Source organism: Brevibacterium sp. RIT 803, from assembly GCF_016892625.1.
Classification (GTDB): Bacteria; Actinomycetota; Actinomycetes; order Actinomycetales; family Brevibacteriaceae; genus Brevibacterium.
Window position 1 is genome coordinate 249867 of record NZ_JAFEMW010000002.1, and the last position, 16340, is coordinate 266206.

Genomic DNA, 16340 nt, shown 5'->3' on the forward strand with positions numbered 1-16340 from the left:
ATTCACGCGGCACTGTGACAGAGTCCACATGCTGAGCATATTTCACAATCGTTACTGTTTCGAGATCAAGGAAACATGCACGCAACCTGCAGTCTCAGTGGATAGGATGTTCAGGTGGTGAACAGTGAGATGGATCGCGCTTCAGGGAACAGTCAACCGACGATCGTACGGACGACGAGCTCCACAGTGCTCTTCATCGTCATCGCGGGGCTCTGCGTGATCGGCTTGGGCTCAATCATCGTCGGAGACTTCACAACACGAGGCCTGGCCGTGGCGGGAATCCCGGTCGCCATCATCACCGTCGTCTACGCCCTCTACCGGTTTCCTCGCGTCGAGCTCAGGCACAAGGAGATCGCACTGATCAATCCCATGCAGTCCACGCACATCCCGTGGAACCTCGTCGACGGGTTCGACATCCATTTCGGACTCGGAGTGCGCACCCATGAGAAGGTCTATTCCTCCTGGCCCTTGGCCGGCAGGGGTAAGAAGATGGAGAAGGACGAACACGGCATCCGCAGACTGATGGACAATCCGAATCCCGCTGTCGATACCGTGCTCGACCGCTACTCCGGCCTCAGCGACGTGGAGCTGGCGAACCCTCGCGGCGAACGCACCATCACAACTTCGTGGAATTTCGGCATCATCGCCGCGCTGGTGATCGCCATTAGCTGGGCAGGAATCGGCTTCGCCGCCCTGCCCAGCTAATCACCAGCCGCGTTCGCGCCAATCGCTCAGCTTCGGGCGTTCTTCGCCCAGCGTCGTGGAATCACCATGTCCGGGCAGCACCTTCGTCTCATCGGGCAGCTGATCGAAGACCCGCTCCCCCAGATCGTCCATCAGGGAGGTGAAGTCCTCTGTGCTCCAGGTCTTTCCGGGCCCACCGGGGAACAGCGAATCACCTGAGAAGAGAATAGTCTCTCCACCGTCGCGCAGCAGCAGCGCGATCGATCCCGGTGTGTGACCGCGGAGGACGATCGCCTGAAGGACGAAGCCGCCGAAGTCTCCGACATCAAGGTGGTCGACCGCTCGCGTGATCTCCACGCCCTCAGCCGCGGTGATCGCCTCCGCATCGTCGCTGCCTGCGATCGTCATCGCGTCGGGGAATGCCGCCGAGGCGGCTGGCAGTGCCCGAATGTGATCCCAATGCTGATGTGTGGTGATGATCGCCTGCAGCTCAGGGTCCGCCGAGGTATCCTCGGCTCCCGAGGCGATGAGGTCCTTGATCGCTTCTACATCATCGGCCGCGTCGATGAGGACCTGGGATCCTGATTCCTTGGCCGTGATCAGGTAGACGTTGTTCGCCATGTCGGACACTGCGATGCTGCGGATGACGACGTGTTCGGTTTCGATAGTGTTCGTCATTGTCGGTTCACCATGCTCCTCTTGTGTACTGCGGTGGATACGGTCCCGGTTCGACTCCGAGATCGTGGGCTGCTCTCTGCGGCCACGCCGGTTCGCGCAACGCCGCCCGTGCCAGGAAGATCGCGTCGGCCTGTCCCGAAGTCAGGATCGTCTCCGCCTGCTCCGGGTCGGTGATGAGGCCGACGCTTCCTGTGTTCACGCCTTCTGCCCGGATCGCTGCCGACAGCGGCACCTGGTAACCGGGGCCGACGGGTACCTTGACGGGGAAGTTGCCTCCGGAGGAGACATCGATGAGGTCGACGCCGCGATCCTTGAGGTCACGGGAGACCACGACGGCCGCGGCGATGTCGAAGCCGCCATCACGCCATTCGCTGGCAGAGAGACGGACGAATACGGGCACCTCCTCGCCCACCGCTGCGCGTACGGCCCGGTAGGTCTCGGTGAGCATTCGCGAACGTCCGGCAAGGTCGCCGCCGTACTCATCGCTGCGTTCGTTCGACAGCGGAGACAGGAACGAATGGAGCAGGTAGCCGTGGGCGGCGTGGAGTTCGACCAGGTCGAACCCGGCATCGATGGCTCGGACAGCGGCCGCGGCGAAGGCATCGACCACCTCGGCGATGTCGTCCTTCGTCATCTCCCGCGGCGCTTCATATCCGGGATAGGCGATGGCGCTGGCACCGAGAGTGGGCCAACCGCCGTCGGGCTCGGGAACACTGCCCCGAGGATTGCCCTCGAAGGGACGGTAAGTGCTGGCCTTGCGGCCCGCGTGTGCCAGCTGCATGCCGATGCGACTTCCCTGCGAATGGACGAAGTCCGTGATCGAGGACCAGGCTTCTGCCTGATCGTCATTCCAGATACCGGCATCTTGAGGTGAGATCCGTCCTTCAGGAAGGACAGCGGAGGCCTCGGTGAGGATGAGCCCGAAACCGCCCTGGGCACGCGCGCCCAAGTGAACCAGATGCCAGGTGTTGGGCATCCCGTCTTCGGACTCGCAGGAGTACTGGCACATCGGGGCGAGCCAGATGCGGTTGGCGATCTCAGTTCCGCGCATTGTCATAGGTGAGAAGAGTTGAGTCATGCCACCAGTCTGCCAAGATTTCTCGTCGTTCAGAGCACGATGTTGAATACTGGTACGGCCAAGACATACACCGTGACCGTGATGAGGACCATTCCGATGACATTGAGCCACAGTCCGCCTTTGACCATCTGCGCCACCGTCACATATCCCGAACCGTAGGCCACTGCGTTAGGCGGTGTCGCGACGGGAAGCATGAATGCACATGTCGCGGCCAGCGCCACCGGAATCGTCAGCAGCAACGGATCGAGGTCAAGCCCCAGCGCCACACCGCCGACGACGGGAACGAAGGTGGCCGCGGTCGCGGTGTTCGAGGTCAGCTCCGTGAGGAACAGGATGATCGAGGCGAAGATCGCGACGACGAAGACTGTCGGCAGGACTCCCAATCCGCTCGTGGACTTGCCGATCCACTCGGTCAGTCCCGAGGAGGAGAACTGCGCGGACAGGGCCAAACCACCGCCGAAGAGGAGGAGCACACCCCAGGGCAGCTTCTCAGCAGTGTCCCAGTCGAGGAGGCGGACTCCGCGACTGGCTCCGCCGGGAATGAGGAAGAGGAGGAGACCGATGACCATCGCGATGCCCTCATCGCTGATCGGTGGCTCCTCGAAGATCAGCGGCAGGGAGATCCAGCTGACCGCAGCGAGGACGAACATGCCCAGCACCAGCTTTTCCCCGGTCGACATCGGGCCGAGCCTCTGCAATTCCTCGCGGATGAGTTCCCGTCCGCCGGGGATCTCGTCGATCTCAGGCTTGAACAGCACTTTAACCAGAAGGAACCAGGCGATGACCATCATCACGACCGCCAGGGGTACCCCGACGAGCATCCACTGGCCGAAGCCGATGGAGATGTCGTGGTTGTCCTTGAGGTAACCGACGAGGAAGAGGTTCGGCGGTGTGCCGATGATGGTGCCGAGGGACCCGATTGAGGCCGAATAGGCGATGCCCAGCATCAGCGCGGTGCCGAAGTTGGACTTCACCACGGCGTCGAGCCCGGTGTCGTCCTGACTGTCGTCTGAGTCCGCGGCGTCGGTGTCCGAAGCATCGGTGACGGCTCCTCCGATGACCTTGCTCACGAGCGTGAGAACGGAGATTCCGATGGGCAGCATCATCACCGCCGTCGCCGTGTTCGATACCCACATGGAGACGAAGCCGGTGGCGACCATGAAACCTGCGATCATCGGTCCCGGTTTGCTGCCCATCACGGACAACGTGATGAGGGCGATTCGTCGGTGCAGGTTCCATCGTTGCATGGCCAGGGCGATGAGGAATCCACCGAGGAACAGGAAGATGATCGGGTTGCCGTAGGACGCACCGACGGTGTCCATCTCGACCTCGGTGCCGAAGACTGGGAAGGCCACGAGCGGCAGCAGAGAGGTGGCCGCGATCGGCAGCGCCTCGGTCATCCACCACACAGCCATCAACACGGCGACAGCAGCTGTCAGCTTCGCGCCGTGCTCGACCCCGTCGGGCATGATCGCATAGACGAGGGTCGACAGGATGAGTCCGAGCAGGAATCCGGTCCAGCGGATGCGCACCACCTGTGTGGAGAACCCAGGGGCCCTCTCCCCCGGTGAGAGTTCATTGAGCTCGGCGGAGTTGTCGGTACGTGAGTGCTGTTCCTGAGTCATCTGCGCTCCTCATTGAGCAAGATCGGATGCTGTGGACTACATCTACACCCTACTCAAGAACGCCTCGATGTGGTCGAAGACGATGTCGGGATGTTCGGCCATCGGCAGATGAGCCGCATCAGGGATGACCACCATCGTTGAGTCGGCCACCTGTGCCGATAGTTCGGTCATGGCCTCGGGGGTGCATCCCGAATCCTGTGATCCGGCGATGAACAGGGTCGGCGTGGTGACAGCCTCTAGGTGCCCAGTCACGTCGTACTGAGTCAGCGCCCGTGCACAGGCGATATAGGCGGCATCATCGATCATTGCCAGGTCCGTGAGGATGGCTGGTCCCGATGCGATGTCCTCGGTGAGGAAACCGGCGGCGAACCACCGGTCTGCGGTGTCGTCGAGCTGGCCGCGGGTGCCGTCCTCGGTGACGTCCTTGATTCGCTCGGCCCAGGATTCGTCGGTGCCGAACTTCGTCGCCGTCGCACAGGCCACAAGACCAGTCAGCGAGTCAGGGTGTTCGAGTGCCAGGGTCAGTCCGATCCCGCCCGAGATCGAGACACCGCAGTAGGTGAACTTCTCCACGCCCAGTTCAGCCAGGCTGGTGACGAGGCCCGCTGCGAGATCGGAGACAGTGAAGTCCGCCCCGTCATCGGTTCGAGGAAGTGTGTGACCGGGAAGATCACTGAGGTAGATCTGGTAGTCATCGGCGAATCTGGCCGCGACTGCGGCCCAGAGGGAGACTCTGGTACCGAGGGCGTTTCCGAAGACGATGGCCGGTGAACCCGGATTGTCATTGAGGGGGTGGACTGCAATGCGCAAGAGTGCTCCTAGCGAGGTTCGAGCTCAGATGAGATGTTCGAGGTCAGGAGTGCTGCTGGAAGGTCAGGAGACCACCGCACTCAGCCTACCGCCCGAGTACTGGAGATAACAGCGTGGGCACAGCGATTCATAGGTCACCGCGTTGCCGTCGATGGCCACCTGGTCACCGTCGAAGATGAATTGACCGTCGACGAGCCGTCCGTTGAACATCGCCTTGCGTCCGCAGCGGCAGATTGTCTTGAGTTCTTCCAAAGTGTGAGCAATCTCAAGCAGTCGGGCAGAACCGGGAAAGGCCTTGGTGCGGAAATCGGTTCTGATTCCGTAGCACATCACCGGCACCGAGGCGTTGGTGGCGATGCGCATGAGCGAATCGACCTGGAGCGGTTCGAGGAACTGAGCTTCGTCGATGAGCAGGCAGGCCACGCGGGCCTTAGGCGTGTCGATGGATTCGAGCAGAGCATCATGATCGACGTAGTCAGCGTGCTCACGGTAGATGGTCTCAACGTCGGAGCCTGCGGGGATGAGAAAGTCGACTTCTCTGGTCACACCAAGGCGGGAGACGATCTCGCCGGCGCCCTTCGTATCGATGTGGGGTTTGGCCAGCAGCACTCGCTGGCCGCGTTCCTCGTAGTTGAAGGCGGCCTGCAGCAGGGCGGTCGATTTTCCGGAATTCATCGCCCCGTAACGGAAGTAGAGCTTGGCCACCGTCGTCCTCTCACTGTTGTTCGTGCTGATTTCTCAGTTGTTCGTCATCGTTGTCCTGTGGTGTGTGACGAAACAGAACCCTACCGGGAAGCTGAGCACAACCGGGGCAACGGTAGGATGGGGTGGTCAAACCCCAAGACGATGTGGAGTAGTCCATCACCATGGCCAAAATCATTTATACGCGCACCGATGAAGCGCCACTTCTGGCGACGTACTCGCTCAAGCCGATCATCGAAGCCTTCGCCACCTCTGCGGGCGTCGAGGTCGAGACCCGAGACATCTCCCTGGCCGCGCGTGTACTGGCACAGTTCACCGATCGCCTCCCTGCAGACCAGCAGGTCGCTGATTCCCTGGCAGAGCTGGGCGATCTGGCCAAGAAGCCAGAAGCCAACATCATCAAGCTGCCCAACATCTCGGCTTCCGTCCCCCAGCTCAAGGCCACCATCGCCGAGCTCCAGTCCCAGGGCTACGAACTGCCCGACTACCCGGACGAGCCGTCGACCGATGAAGAGCGCGATGCCAAGGCTCGCTATGACAAGGTCAAGGGCTCAGCAGTCAACCCTGTCCTGCGTGAGGGCAACTCCGATCGTCGCGCCCCACAGGCAGTGAAGAACTTCGCGAAGGCCCACCCTCATTCGATGGGTGACTGGTCTACAGACTCGAAGACCAATGTCGCAACGATGGCCGCCGGTGACTTCCGCGACAATGAGAAGTCCGTTGTCATTCCGGCCGATGACACCCTCCAGATTCGTCTGCGTCCCGCCTCGGGCGAGACCGTCGTACTCAAGGATTCGCTGCCAGTCCTCGCCGACGAAGTCATCGACGCCACCAAGATGGATGTGGCTGAGCTCCACAAGTTCCTCAAGGCCCAGATCGCACGGGCCAAGGACGAGGGCATCCTGTTCTCCGTCCACCTCAAGGCCACGATGATGAAGGTCTCCGACCCGATCCTCTTCGGTCACGTCATCGAGGCGTTCTTCCCCGAGGTCTACGCCGAATACGGTGCTGCCCTCGCCGAGGCGGGTCTGACCTCTGACAACGGACTGGCCGCCATCCTCGGCGGGCTCGAGGCTCTCCCAGTCGATGTAGCCGAAGGCGTCAAGGCCGGTATCGATCAGGGCATCGCCGAAGGCCCCTCCCTGGCGATGGTGAATTCCGATAAGGGAATCACCAACCTGCACGTGCCCTCCGACGTCATCGTCGATGCCTCGATGCCTGCGATGATCCGCGTCGGCGGCAAGATGTGGAACAAAGACGACGCGACCCAGGACGCCCTGGCCGTCATCCCCGATTCCTCCTACGCCGGTGTCTACCAGACCGTGATCGAGGACTGCCGTGCCAACGGTGCCTTCGATCCGACCACGATGGGCACCGTTCCCAACGTCGGACTCATGGCCCAGAAGGCCGAAGAATACGGCAGCCACGACAAGACGTTCGAGATCGCCCAGGACGGCGTCGTCGAGGTCGTCAACTCCGTCGGTGAGGTCATCCTGTCTCATGATGTCGCCGCCGGTGACATCTGGCGTGCCTGCCAGACCAAGGACATCCCGGTCCGTGACTGGGTCAAGCTTGCCGTGACCCGTGCCCGCCTCTCCGAGACCCCAGCCGTGTTCTGGCTCGACGAGACTCGCGCCCACGACCGCAACCTGCGGGCCAAGGTCGAGGCGTACCTCGGCGACCACGACACCGAGGGCCTCGACATCCGCATCATGAACCCGGTCGAGGCGACTCAGTTCTCGATTGATCGCATTCGTCAGGGCAAGGACACCATCTCGGTGACCGGCAACGTCCTGCGTGACTACAACACCGACCTGTTCCCGATCCTGGAACTGGGCACCTCGGCGAAGATGCTCTCCGTGGTTCCGCTCATCGCCGGTGGCGGCCTGTTCGAGACAGGTGCCGGCGGTTCAGCCCCGAAGCACGTCCAGCAACTGGTCGAGGAGAACCACCTCCGCTGGGATTCGCTCGGTGAGTTCCTCGCCTTGGCCGAATCCTTCCGGCACGAGTTCAACGTCCACGGCAACGCCCGTGCCGGAGTTCTCGCCGACACGCTCGATGCTGCAACCGGCAAGTTCCTCGAAGAGAACAAGTCGCCTTCACGCAAGGTCGGCGAGATCGACAACCGCGGCAGCCACTTCTACCTCACCCTCTACTGGGCGCAGAACCTGGCCCAGCAGACGACGGACGAGCCGCTGGCCGAGGCCATCAAGCCCGTCGCCGACGCTCTCGAGACCAACGCCGACACGATCTCGGCCGAACTCCTCGAAGTTCAGGGTAGCCCTGCCGACCTGGGTGGCTACTACTACCCGGAGGAGGCTAAGCTCGACTCGGTCATGCGGCCTTCGGCTACGCTCAATGAGATCATCTCCAGCCTGAGTGCGAAGGTCTGATCTGACTTCTTCAGTTCACAGGCCGTAACACCTCACTCATGCGCCCATCAGCGACTATGATGGGCGCATGAGTACTCAAGACCCACGAGGCGAATCACAGACGCCCGACGAGCTGCTGGCCGAGACGCAGTCCGTGCTCGGCGACGAGGATCCGGCGACCGGCAGCACCCGAGAGGTCGCACCGACTCAGCAGGTTGATCCGACACAGCGCATCGAACCCGAGCAGCAGACCGAGCCGGCACAGCGCCAGGAGCCGACTCCTGCAGGCAAGGATGCGGAGCTGGCACAGCTTAAGGGCGGCTCCGGCATGTCGGCGGGAATGTGGGCATCCCTCATCCTCGGCGCCGTCATTGTCGTGCTCCTGCTCATCTTCATCCTGCAGAACAACGTCCCCGCCGAGTTCCAGTACTTCGGTTGGCAGTTCCAGCTGCCCCTCGGCGTTGCCATGCTCTTCGCCGCAATCGGCGGAATCTTCATCGCCGGCATCATCGGATCTGTGCGAATCTTCGTGCTCAACCGCAAACTGAAGAAGATCTCGAAGGCACTGGGCCGCTGATACATGCAGTCGCACTCCGGTTTCACGCTCCTGCCCACTCAACTCGATTCGACCATCGTCCTCGCCGACACTGACGCCGAGGCCGAATGGGCGCGCATCGATCTCTCTTCGCTGACGAAGCAGGAGATGAACTATGCGACGGAATTCGAACCCGATGCGGCGGCCACCTGGGCTGCAGGTCGAGTCATCCTCCGTCATGTCCTCGGCACACACCTTGACCGCGACCCCGCCGACATCGAGATTCGCCTCGACTCGGCCGGCAAACCGCGAGTTGAGGAGTGCGAATTCTCCGTGACTCGAGCCAGGCGCTTGGTTCTCGTCGCCGTCGCCGACGATCCCATCGGAGTCGACCTCGAGGCTGTGCCCGAGCATGCAGTTGCCACCGAGGCGATGGCGTTGCTCCACCCGAAGGAGCGAGCCGAACTCGAGCAGGTCGCAGCCTCCGATCTGGCAACAGATTTCGTGCGCGTGTGGGCCCGCAAAGAAGCCTTCCTCAAGGCTCTGAGCACCGGCCTGGCACGTGACCCTGGCATGGACTACATCGGTGCCGCCGCGTCACCCAGTTCTCCGCACCCAGACGTCGAGATCTTCGACCTCGAGTCAGGACTGCCCGCGGGCTACCACGCAGCTATCGCATTCAACCGCTGACGGTCACTCTCGGTCAGCCGGGTTCTCAGTCCCAGAAGGTTTCGGTCAGTCGCTTCGCGTTGCGGCCCCGCCAGAAGCCTCGTCCTCCGCGAAATCGGGGCCGTTGGCCCCAGTGGTGAACACGATGGCAATGGCCAATGAGCCAAGAGCCGTGTAGCCGAGCCAGACGAAACCCGCCGCCGAGCTGCCGACGAGGGCGAGGATCACGGCGATGATCGTCGAGACCACCCAGAGCAAGTCGAATACCGCCAGGTACTTCACATAGCTCTTCTCACCCTTGCGGGCACCATAGGAGATCTCCGTGGCAGCGCTGAGAAAGAGCAGGACTATCGCCGCGATCGTCAGCCACCTCGGCGCAAGCAGCAATGACTCGACCGCTGGAAGAAACGCGCAGAGTGCGACCGCGACGATCAGTTTGAAGACGCCATCTGCGACGAACCCGAATTTCATCATTCCCCGATCCTACTCAACCGCTCCTGCACCGCCTCCAATGCCTGATGCAGCACTGCGGCTTCGACGTTCGAGTGGGCGATGACGATACCGTGCCTGACGTCGCTGTCTGCGCTCCATCCGGCTGCCAGCGAGGCCACAAGGATCCCTCGCTCTGCCAGGTCGGTGCGCAGCTGTGCTGCGGTGCCCTCTCGTGTCTCGATGACGAGGGTTCGACCTTCGTGGACGAGACCGGGAATCGCACCGACCTCACCAAGGACCGCTTCGGCGGCCCTGAGCCTGCGCCGGCCACGTGAGATTCTGCGACGCAGCCCTCCGGAGTTCAGATAGGACGCGATCGCTGTCTGCATGACCGGTGAGAACGCCGGGCCCAAAGCGGTGCGCATGATGCTCAATCGGCGGCCGAGCTCCCCATGGGCGATGATGTACCCGGTGGACACGGCAGAGGTCAGCAAGGTTGAGAACGTGCCGATGTGGACCACCTGTGCCGGAGCATCGGTGGACACCGCGAGATCGTAGAGGGTGGGCACCACTGTGCGGGCGTAGCGGGCTTCGCTGTCGTAGTCGTCTTCGATGACGATGACGCCGGTCGCCTGTGCCCATTCCAGGAGTCTGACCCGTCGGTCGATGGGCATGGTGGTCCCATGCGGGAACTGGTGGTTGGGAGTCACGACGACCGCGCCGAGGTGGTCAGCGGTGACTGCGGGCGGATGTGTCGTGTCGATCGGCTTGAGATCACGATCCGACATGGCTTGACGCAGTCCCGGAAATCCGGGGTTCTCGACGCCGATAGCACCCTCGACTCCCGTCGTGAGGAGCAGGCGGAGCCCATCACGGGATCCGCTGGTGAGGATGATGTCATCGGGGTCGACGCTCATCCCCCGCGTTAGGCGCAGGTGGTCGGCGATCGCCCATCTGGTCTGCGGCTGTCCCAACGGATCGATCGGACCCGGATCGATGTCGAGCGAATCACGCCATGCTCTGCGAAACGCGGGTTCCTGCAGCGGGTTGTCTCCGCCGAAGCCGGGCCGCAGGTCGACGAAGCTGCGCAGTCTGCGTCGTGGAACCTGCGGTGGGCGCATACGTGGGTTGCGGGTGCGTGCGGTGTTCGGCAACTCCGGGTTCACTCGTGTGGCTGAGCGTTCAGCCGTGATGAGGAACCCTTCGACGACGAGTTGGGCATACGCGGTTTCGACTGTCCCACGCGAGACGTCGAGGTAGGCGGCCAGACGCCTGCTGGCAGGCACCGGCTCTCCGGGGCGGACCGCTCCGGCGGCGATGAGTCGCCTGATCTCCGCCACCAGCTGATCAGGCAGCGGCGTCGCCGCGTCCCGGTCGATGTCGATGGGCAGTGTGATCCCGTCGGCCCGGGGCAGGACTATGCCTGGCGGAGCAGCATCGGGGTGCGGCGGCTGAGCTGGGGGCATGTATCGATCATACTGGCCTAAAACTTTTCGTGTTCTCTGGCACTCCTGGTGAGCCACTTCGGGATCTAGTGTGTTGGTGAACGGCCGTTCTCATCGATCAGCTCGCCCACTTCATCGGGCCCACCACGAACTGAAAGCACGACAATGACACAGACTCAGACCCTGCTCAACACCGGCCTGGCCCAGATGCTCAAGGGCGGCGTCATCATGGACGTCGTCAACGAAGAGCAGGCACGCATCGCAGAGGCTGCCGGAGCCTCGGCGGTCATGGCACTCGAACGCGTGCCGGCCGACATCCGCGCTCAGGGCGGAGTAGCTCGGATGAGCGACCCCGACCTCATCGACGGCATCACCGCTGCCGTGTCGATCCCGGTCATGGCCAAGGCCCGAATCGGGCATTTCGTGGAGGCGCAGATCCTCGAGACTCTCGGTGTGGACTACATCGACGAATCCGAGGTCCTCTCCCCCGCAGACTTCGTCAATCACATCGATAAGTCCGTTTTCAAGGTTCCATTCGTCTGTGGTGCGACCAACCTCGGCGAGGCTCTGCGGCGCATCACAGAGGGCGCGTCGATGATCCGTTCCAAGGGTGAGGCGGGCACCGGTGACGTCTCCGAAGCGATGCGCCACCTGCGGACCATCAACTCCGAGATCAGAGCCTTGGGTGCCAAGAGCGACGACGAGCTCTACGTCGCGGCCAAGGAGCACGCGGCCCCGTACCACCTGATCAAGCAGGTCGCCGGCCTGGGTCGACTGCCCGTCGTGACCTTCGTCGCCGGCGGCATCGCCACTCCGGCGGATGCTGCGATGATGATGCAGCTGGGCGCCGACGGCGTCTTCGTCGGATCCGGCATCTTCAAGTCCGGAAACCCCGAAGCCCGTGCCAAGGCCATCGTCGAGGCGACCACCCACTTCGACGATCCGATCGCCGTGGCCAAGGCCTCTCGTGGGCTCGGCGATGCGATGGTCGGCATCAACGTCGCAGATGTTCCAGCACCCCACCGTCTGGCGGAGCGCGGCTGGTGAGAGTCGGTGTTCTCAGCCTCCAGGGAGCCTTCCGAGAACACCTCGCTGTCCTCGACTCCTTGGGGGCCATCTCCTGCAAGGTGACCAGGCCGGAGCACCTCGAGAATATCGATTCCATCATCCTGCCCGGCGGTGAGTCATCGGCCATGGTGCGCATCGCCGCCACGACTGAGCTCTTCCCCGCACTTCGGGAGAAGATCAGTGTTGGGTTGCCGGTCTTCGGCACGTGCGCCGGGCTCATTCTTCTTGCGGATCGACTCACGGATGCTTCGTTGGACGGTTTCGACCGCCTCGGCGGGCTTGATGTGACTGTGGCTCGCAACGCCTACGGCAGGCAGCGGGAATCCTTCTGCGCACCCGTACAGGTCACCGGTCTCGACGGCGCGTTCGACGCGACATTCATCCGGGCCCCGCAGATTCTGGATCTGGGCTCTGGTGTCGAAGTGCTCAGCGAATACACCGAGGTGCCTGTGCTTGTGCGCCAGGGCAATGTTTGGGGCGGCAGTTTCCATCCTGAGCTCGGGACGGATATGAGGATCCACGAAGAATTCCTGCACAGCCTCGGTGTGACCGTGTAAAGATTGAACCATGACGAATGAGACGCTGCAGAAACTCAAGTCCGGATACACCTTCGATGCGCAGACCTTGGATCTGGGAGTGGCGCTGAACGAGGACGTACCTGACAAGGACACGCCCATCTCGATCCCTCTGTCGATGCTCAACCGGCACGGACTCGTTGCCGGCGCCACCGGCACCGGTAAGACTGTGACCCTCCAGGTCCTGGCCGAGCAGCTCTCTCGCGCTGGTGTTCCCGTCTTCGCGTCCGACATCAAGGGCGACCTGTCGGGAATCGGTGCGGCGGGCAAGGCGTCTGACAGACTGAGCACACGACTCGAGGCCTCGGGCCAGGAGTGGAAGTCATCGGCGAACCCCACCGAGTTCTACACCTTGGGAGATTCGGGACTGGGAACTCCGCTGCGGGCCACCGTCACCTCATTCGGACCGATCCTGCTCGCCAAGGTCCTCGAGCTCAACGACACCCAGGAATCGGTGCTCTCACTGGTCTTCCACTATGCCGACACTGCCGGTCTTGCGCTGCTCGATCTCTCTGACCTGCGCGCGGTGCTGAACTTCCTCACCTCAGATGAGGGCACGGCCGACTTGGAAGACATCGGTGGGGCGTCGAAGGCCACTGTCGGTGTCATCCTGCGAAAGATCTCCGAGCTCTCTGCTCAGGGCGGCGATGTGTTCTTCGGCGAACCTGAATTCGACACCGCCGATCTGCTGCGCGTTGACGACAACGGAGCCGGAATCGTCTCGGTCCTCGAGCTCCAGAAGCTCAATCAGTCCCCCGCGATCTTCTCCACGTTCCTGATGTGGCTGTTGGCCGACCTGTTCCAGGATCTGCCGGAGGTCGGCGATGCCGACAAACCCTCACTTGTGTTCTTCTTCGACGAGGCGCACCTGCTCTTCGCCGATGCCTCGAAGGCGTTTCTGCAGTCGGTGACGCAGACCGTGCGTCTCATCCGCTCGAAGGGCGTCGGCGTCTTCTTCGTCACGCAGACTCCCAAGGACGTACCCGACGATGTGCTGGCCCAGCTGGGTTCGCGCATTCAGCATCAGCTGCGGGCGCATACTCCCAACGATGCCAAAGCGCTGAAGTCGACGGTGCAGACGTTCCCGAAGTCCGACTACGATCTCGAGGAGCTGCTCACCTCGCTGGGTATCGGGGAGGCGATCGTGACGGTGATGGATCCAGAGGGTGCTCCCACGCCCGTGGCTCCGACGAGGATGCGTGCACCCGAGTCGCAGATGGGACCGATGTCCGAGGACGAGATCAAGGCCGCCGTTGCGGCTTCTCCGCAGCAGGAGAAATACGGTACTGCCATCGACAACGAGTCTGCCCGCGAGATCCTCACGAAGCGCCTTGAAGCAGGTTCTGAGGCCCATGACGAGGAGCAGGCAGCCACGGACAAGATTGCGTTCCCGGAGGACTCGGCACAGGACTCCCGGTCGGGATCAGGCTCGCGGTCGTCTTCGGGGTCGAAGCAGAAGGAGGACGACAGCATGTTCTCCAAGGTCGTGCAGTCCTCGGCGTTCAAACAGTTCACGCGCACTGCGGTCCGAGAGATCACACGCGGAATCTTCGGCACCTCTCGTCGTCGCCGCTAGTTCGGCGTTAAGACTGCCAGCGAAGTCGTTCCGGCCCGCAGGTCCAGCCGGCGGCAGTCACCGATGAGGTCACCGTCGAGCTGGACCTGAGTCGGGGTCTCAAGGATGATGCTGAGTTCGGTTCCCTGCCAATAGTGCATCGAGGAGTGGGATGCCCGTCGGCGGTTCAGACGGTTCCAGCCGATCTGCGCCCATTCGCCGAGGCGGTCACCGGCTTGCGTCGACCTCAGCTCGACAGCGAGAAATTCGAACTCATCTGCGCTCACCTTCGCGTGGTCGAATACCGGGATAGGTCCGGCAGGTCGAGAAGTCTTCGCTGCCATCACCGACCAGGCCTCGGTGACGGTCGTGCCGTCGAACTGTGGGCTGGCCGAGTGTGGGTCCATGAGTCGGGTCTTGATCAGTGGGGCGAACAGGGCCCGGCTGGCACCGTAGGCATAGCCGAGAACTCCCAATCTGAGGGCCGCCGGCAATCGTGCGTGCCCGGAAATTGCCATCGCATCTCCACCGACTCCTGCCAGTGACACGAAGTGCTCACGGCGTGAACCAGTCGCGGTGAAACAGTCTGCTTCGTTCACGGGAATGTGGCAGACCGGCATCGACTCAGACCCCACATGCACGTCGGCCAGCTTCAGCGCATTCTCAGCCGATCGGACTCCGATGTGCTTGGACAGAACATTCGCGGTTCCGGTCGGAATGATGAGCCCAGGCACCCGCGCTTCAGCCAGCACTGGAGCACTGGCTCGCAGTGTGCCATCACCTCCGAGCACGACGACGAGGTCTGCACCCCAGTCAAGCAATTGCGAGGTCTGCTCGGTCCCCGGCCACTGGGGAGTAGTTGTTGCACTGCGATACGTGATCCGTTTCCGCTTGAGGACCTCGACGAGTCGGACGTAAGCGCGCGTGGTTCGTGCGTGCTTCGGGTTGGCGAGGATTCCGACCTTCATCGCGGCTTCAGGCGAAAGCCGGATGCGAGGCGGCAACAGCCTCGGCGCGGTCATGGTCGACAGCTTGGTTGCCGAAGGGGTCGATGATCAGGCGTGGTCCGGTCTTGCGCGGTGAACGCTTCCACGTTGCCCGTGCTTTGGCACCGTCGATGAGGGTGTTCTTGAACATGCCGTTGCCGCCGGGGACGACGAGCTTCTCATGCGCCGGATCCAAGGTGGCACTGCGGTCCTTGTACCCGAGGATGATCTCGTCGAATCCGGGCAGCAGCAGGAGTTGGTTCGTCTGTGACTGCGTCTCGTGCAGGCGATCGTCCAATTCGGGCGATTGGTAGTGCTCTCGGTCCTCGATCCTGACCTCGACGATCTCGCCGCCGGCGACGGCTGCGGCGATGGCTTTGCGCACCGGCGTCTTGGGCAGTCCCGTCCACCGTGCGGCGTCGTCGATCGTCACGGGCCCATGGCTGAGTACGTAGCGTCGCATCCATTCGTGCAGAGCGGCTTCAGCGTCGAGTTCGACAGGGTTCGGGATCCAGTCGCCGGTGAGGACGTATTTCATATCGTCTTTGCCTTCGACCATGGGTCCTTGCGCGATGATGTTGCGCAGGGCCAGGGTGGTGATGAGGTAGCGTTCGTGCCCGTATTCCTTGCCTGCCTCCAGGGGTGCGAAGGCATCGAGCAGTTCCTGACGGGTCAGGGGCCCGCGGGCTCGGATCGCCTCTTCGGCCAGCTGCGCGGCGGCGTCGACCATGGCATCGTCGATGCCGAAGACCTCACGCCGCTTCGCCACGGCGTCCAAGGTCCGTTGTCCGGTCAGCCCGAGAATCCATCCGAGATCTGCAGCAGCGGCCAGGTGGATCGTTCCTCGCTGCGTCCATGTGCGGATGATGTGCCCTGAATCCATCGCCTCACGAACGGCTGCGACCGAGGATCCTGTGCGCAGCGCGATCGAGACCAATGCACCGCCCAGTGCCTGAGCTTGGACACACCCGAGATCTCGGACCACCGAATATGCAGAGACGTTGCCCGACCGTGCAGAATCGATGAGTCCCTGTGAGATCAGACGAGCGGCTGAGACCTGGTGTGAGTCCATGAGCCCACGATAGTCCACGGCACTGACGCGACCTTGAGCTTCCGCGTCGCCGGA

Annotated in this window: 16 protein-coding genes; 7 read left to right on the forward strand and 9 right to left on the reverse strand. The window is 62.6% G+C overall.

The features are described 5' to 3' along the window. The first annotated feature begins 114 nt into the window (after nt 1-114). The gene (locus JTF07_RS08405; RefSeq protein ID WP_353843915.1) at nt 115-705 is read left to right on the forward strand and encodes a hypothetical protein; all 591 of its coding nucleotides are present in this window, start codon (nt 115-117) and stop codon (nt 703-705) included. Here JTF07_RS08405 and JTF07_RS08410 read toward each other — a convergent pair whose 3' ends face one another. The 5 genes from JTF07_RS08410 to JTF07_RS08430 all read right to left on the reverse strand — a co-directional run bounded on the left by JTF07_RS08410 (nt 706) and on the right by JTF07_RS08430 (nt 5580). Continuing rightward, nucleotides 706-1362: an MBL fold metallo-hydrolase gene (locus JTF07_RS08410; RefSeq protein WP_204233817.1), complete on the reverse strand. Its 657-nt coding sequence runs from the start codon at nt 1360-1362 to the stop codon at nt 706-708. A 7-nt stretch (nt 1363-1369) separates the two neighbouring features. After that, the gene (locus JTF07_RS08415) at nt 1370-2440 is read right to left on the reverse strand and encodes an NADH:flavin oxidoreductase/NADH oxidase (RefSeq protein WP_204233818.1); all 1071 of its coding nucleotides are present in this window, start codon (nt 2438-2440) and stop codon (nt 1370-1372) included. A 29-nt stretch (nt 2441-2469) separates the two neighbouring features. Continuing rightward, the gene (locus tag JTF07_RS08420) at nt 2470-4065 is read right to left on the reverse strand and encodes an SLC13 family permease (protein ID WP_204233819.1); all 1596 of its coding nucleotides are present in this window, start codon (nt 4063-4065) and stop codon (nt 2470-2472) included. Nucleotides 4066-4107: 42 nt separating this feature from the next. Then, entirely contained in the window at nt 4108-4875 is a 768-nt protein-coding gene (locus JTF07_RS08425) for an alpha/beta fold hydrolase (protein ID WP_204233820.1), read from the reverse strand. 63 nt (nt 4876-4938) lie between these two features. Further along, entirely contained in the window at nt 4939-5580 is a 642-nt protein-coding gene (locus JTF07_RS08430) for a thymidine kinase (protein ID WP_096162928.1), read from the reverse strand. Nucleotides 5581-5741: 161 nt separating this feature from the next. Here JTF07_RS08430 and JTF07_RS08435 point away from each other — a divergent pair, with 161 nt between their 5' ends. From JTF07_RS08435 to JTF07_RS08445, 3 genes are all read left to right on the forward strand, one after another. Further along, entirely contained in the window at nt 5742-7970 is a 2229-nt protein-coding gene (locus JTF07_RS08435) for an NADP-dependent isocitrate dehydrogenase (protein ID WP_204233821.1), read from the forward strand. A gap of 67 nt (nt 7971-8037) precedes the next feature. Further along, complete coding sequence (locus tag JTF07_RS08440) at nt 8038-8526, forward strand: LapA family protein (RefSeq protein ID WP_204233822.1); 489 nt, start codon at nt 8038-8040, stop codon at nt 8524-8526. Between the two features lie 3 nt (nt 8527-8529). Continuing rightward, complete coding sequence (locus JTF07_RS08445) at nt 8530-9174, forward strand: 4'-phosphopantetheinyl transferase family protein (RefSeq protein ID WP_204233823.1); 645 nt, start codon at nt 8530-8532, stop codon at nt 9172-9174. Nucleotides 9175-9219: 45 nt separating this feature from the next. Here the strand turns inward: JTF07_RS08445 and JTF07_RS08450 are convergent, their stop codons facing one another. Together JTF07_RS08450 and pdxR are read right to left on the reverse strand one after the other, a co-directional pair. After that, on the reverse strand, nt 9220-9627 hold the full coding sequence (locus tag JTF07_RS08450; RefSeq protein ID WP_204233824.1) for a hypothetical protein: 408 nt from the start codon (nt 9625-9627) through the stop codon (nt 9220-9222). Further along, complete coding sequence (gene pdxR, locus JTF07_RS08455; RefSeq protein WP_204233825.1) at nt 9624-11051, reverse strand: MocR-like pyridoxine biosynthesis transcription factor PdxR; 1428 nt, start codon at nt 11049-11051, stop codon at nt 9624-9626. Before pdxR ends, JTF07_RS08450 begins: the two co-directional genes overlap by 4 nt. Nucleotides 11052-11195: 144 nt before the next feature. Between pdxR and pdxS the strand changes: the two genes are divergently transcribed. Genes pdxS through JTF07_RS08470 form a run of 3 tightly spaced genes read left to right on the forward strand, consistent with a single transcriptional unit; the run spans nt 11196 to nt 14249 of the window. Further along, nucleotides 11196-12077 (forward strand): pyridoxal 5'-phosphate synthase lyase subunit PdxS, encoded by an 882-nt coding sequence (pdxS, locus tag JTF07_RS08460; protein WP_204233826.1) that lies wholly within the window; start codon nt 11196-11198, stop codon nt 12075-12077. Further along, nucleotides 12074-12655, forward strand: coding sequence for a pyridoxal 5'-phosphate synthase glutaminase subunit PdxT (gene pdxT, locus JTF07_RS08465; RefSeq protein ID WP_204233827.1), 582 nt, complete (start codon nt 12074-12076; stop codon nt 12653-12655). Before pdxS ends, pdxT begins: the two co-directional genes overlap by 4 nt. Before the next feature lie 10 nt (nt 12656-12665). Next, nucleotides 12666-14249, forward strand: coding sequence for a helicase HerA-like domain-containing protein (locus JTF07_RS08470; RefSeq protein WP_204233828.1), 1584 nt, complete (start codon nt 12666-12668; stop codon nt 14247-14249). Here the strand turns inward: JTF07_RS08470 and JTF07_RS08475 are convergent. Then, nucleotides 14246-15250 carry a diacylglycerol/lipid kinase family protein gene (locus JTF07_RS08475; protein ID WP_204233829.1) on the reverse strand — a complete coding sequence of 335 codons (1005 nt, stop codon included), beginning with the start codon at nt 15248-15250 and terminating at the stop codon, nt 14246-14248. The two genes, JTF07_RS08470 and JTF07_RS08475, sit on opposite strands and share 4 nt — an antisense overlap. After that, a complete protein-coding gene (locus tag JTF07_RS08480; RefSeq protein ID WP_204233830.1) occupies nt 15204-16286 on the reverse strand; it encodes a winged helix DNA-binding domain-containing protein in 1083 nt (360 codons plus the stop codon). The genes JTF07_RS08475 and JTF07_RS08480 overlap by 47 nt, the downstream gene beginning before the upstream one ends. Between the last annotated feature and the right edge of the window lie 54 nt (nt 16287-16340).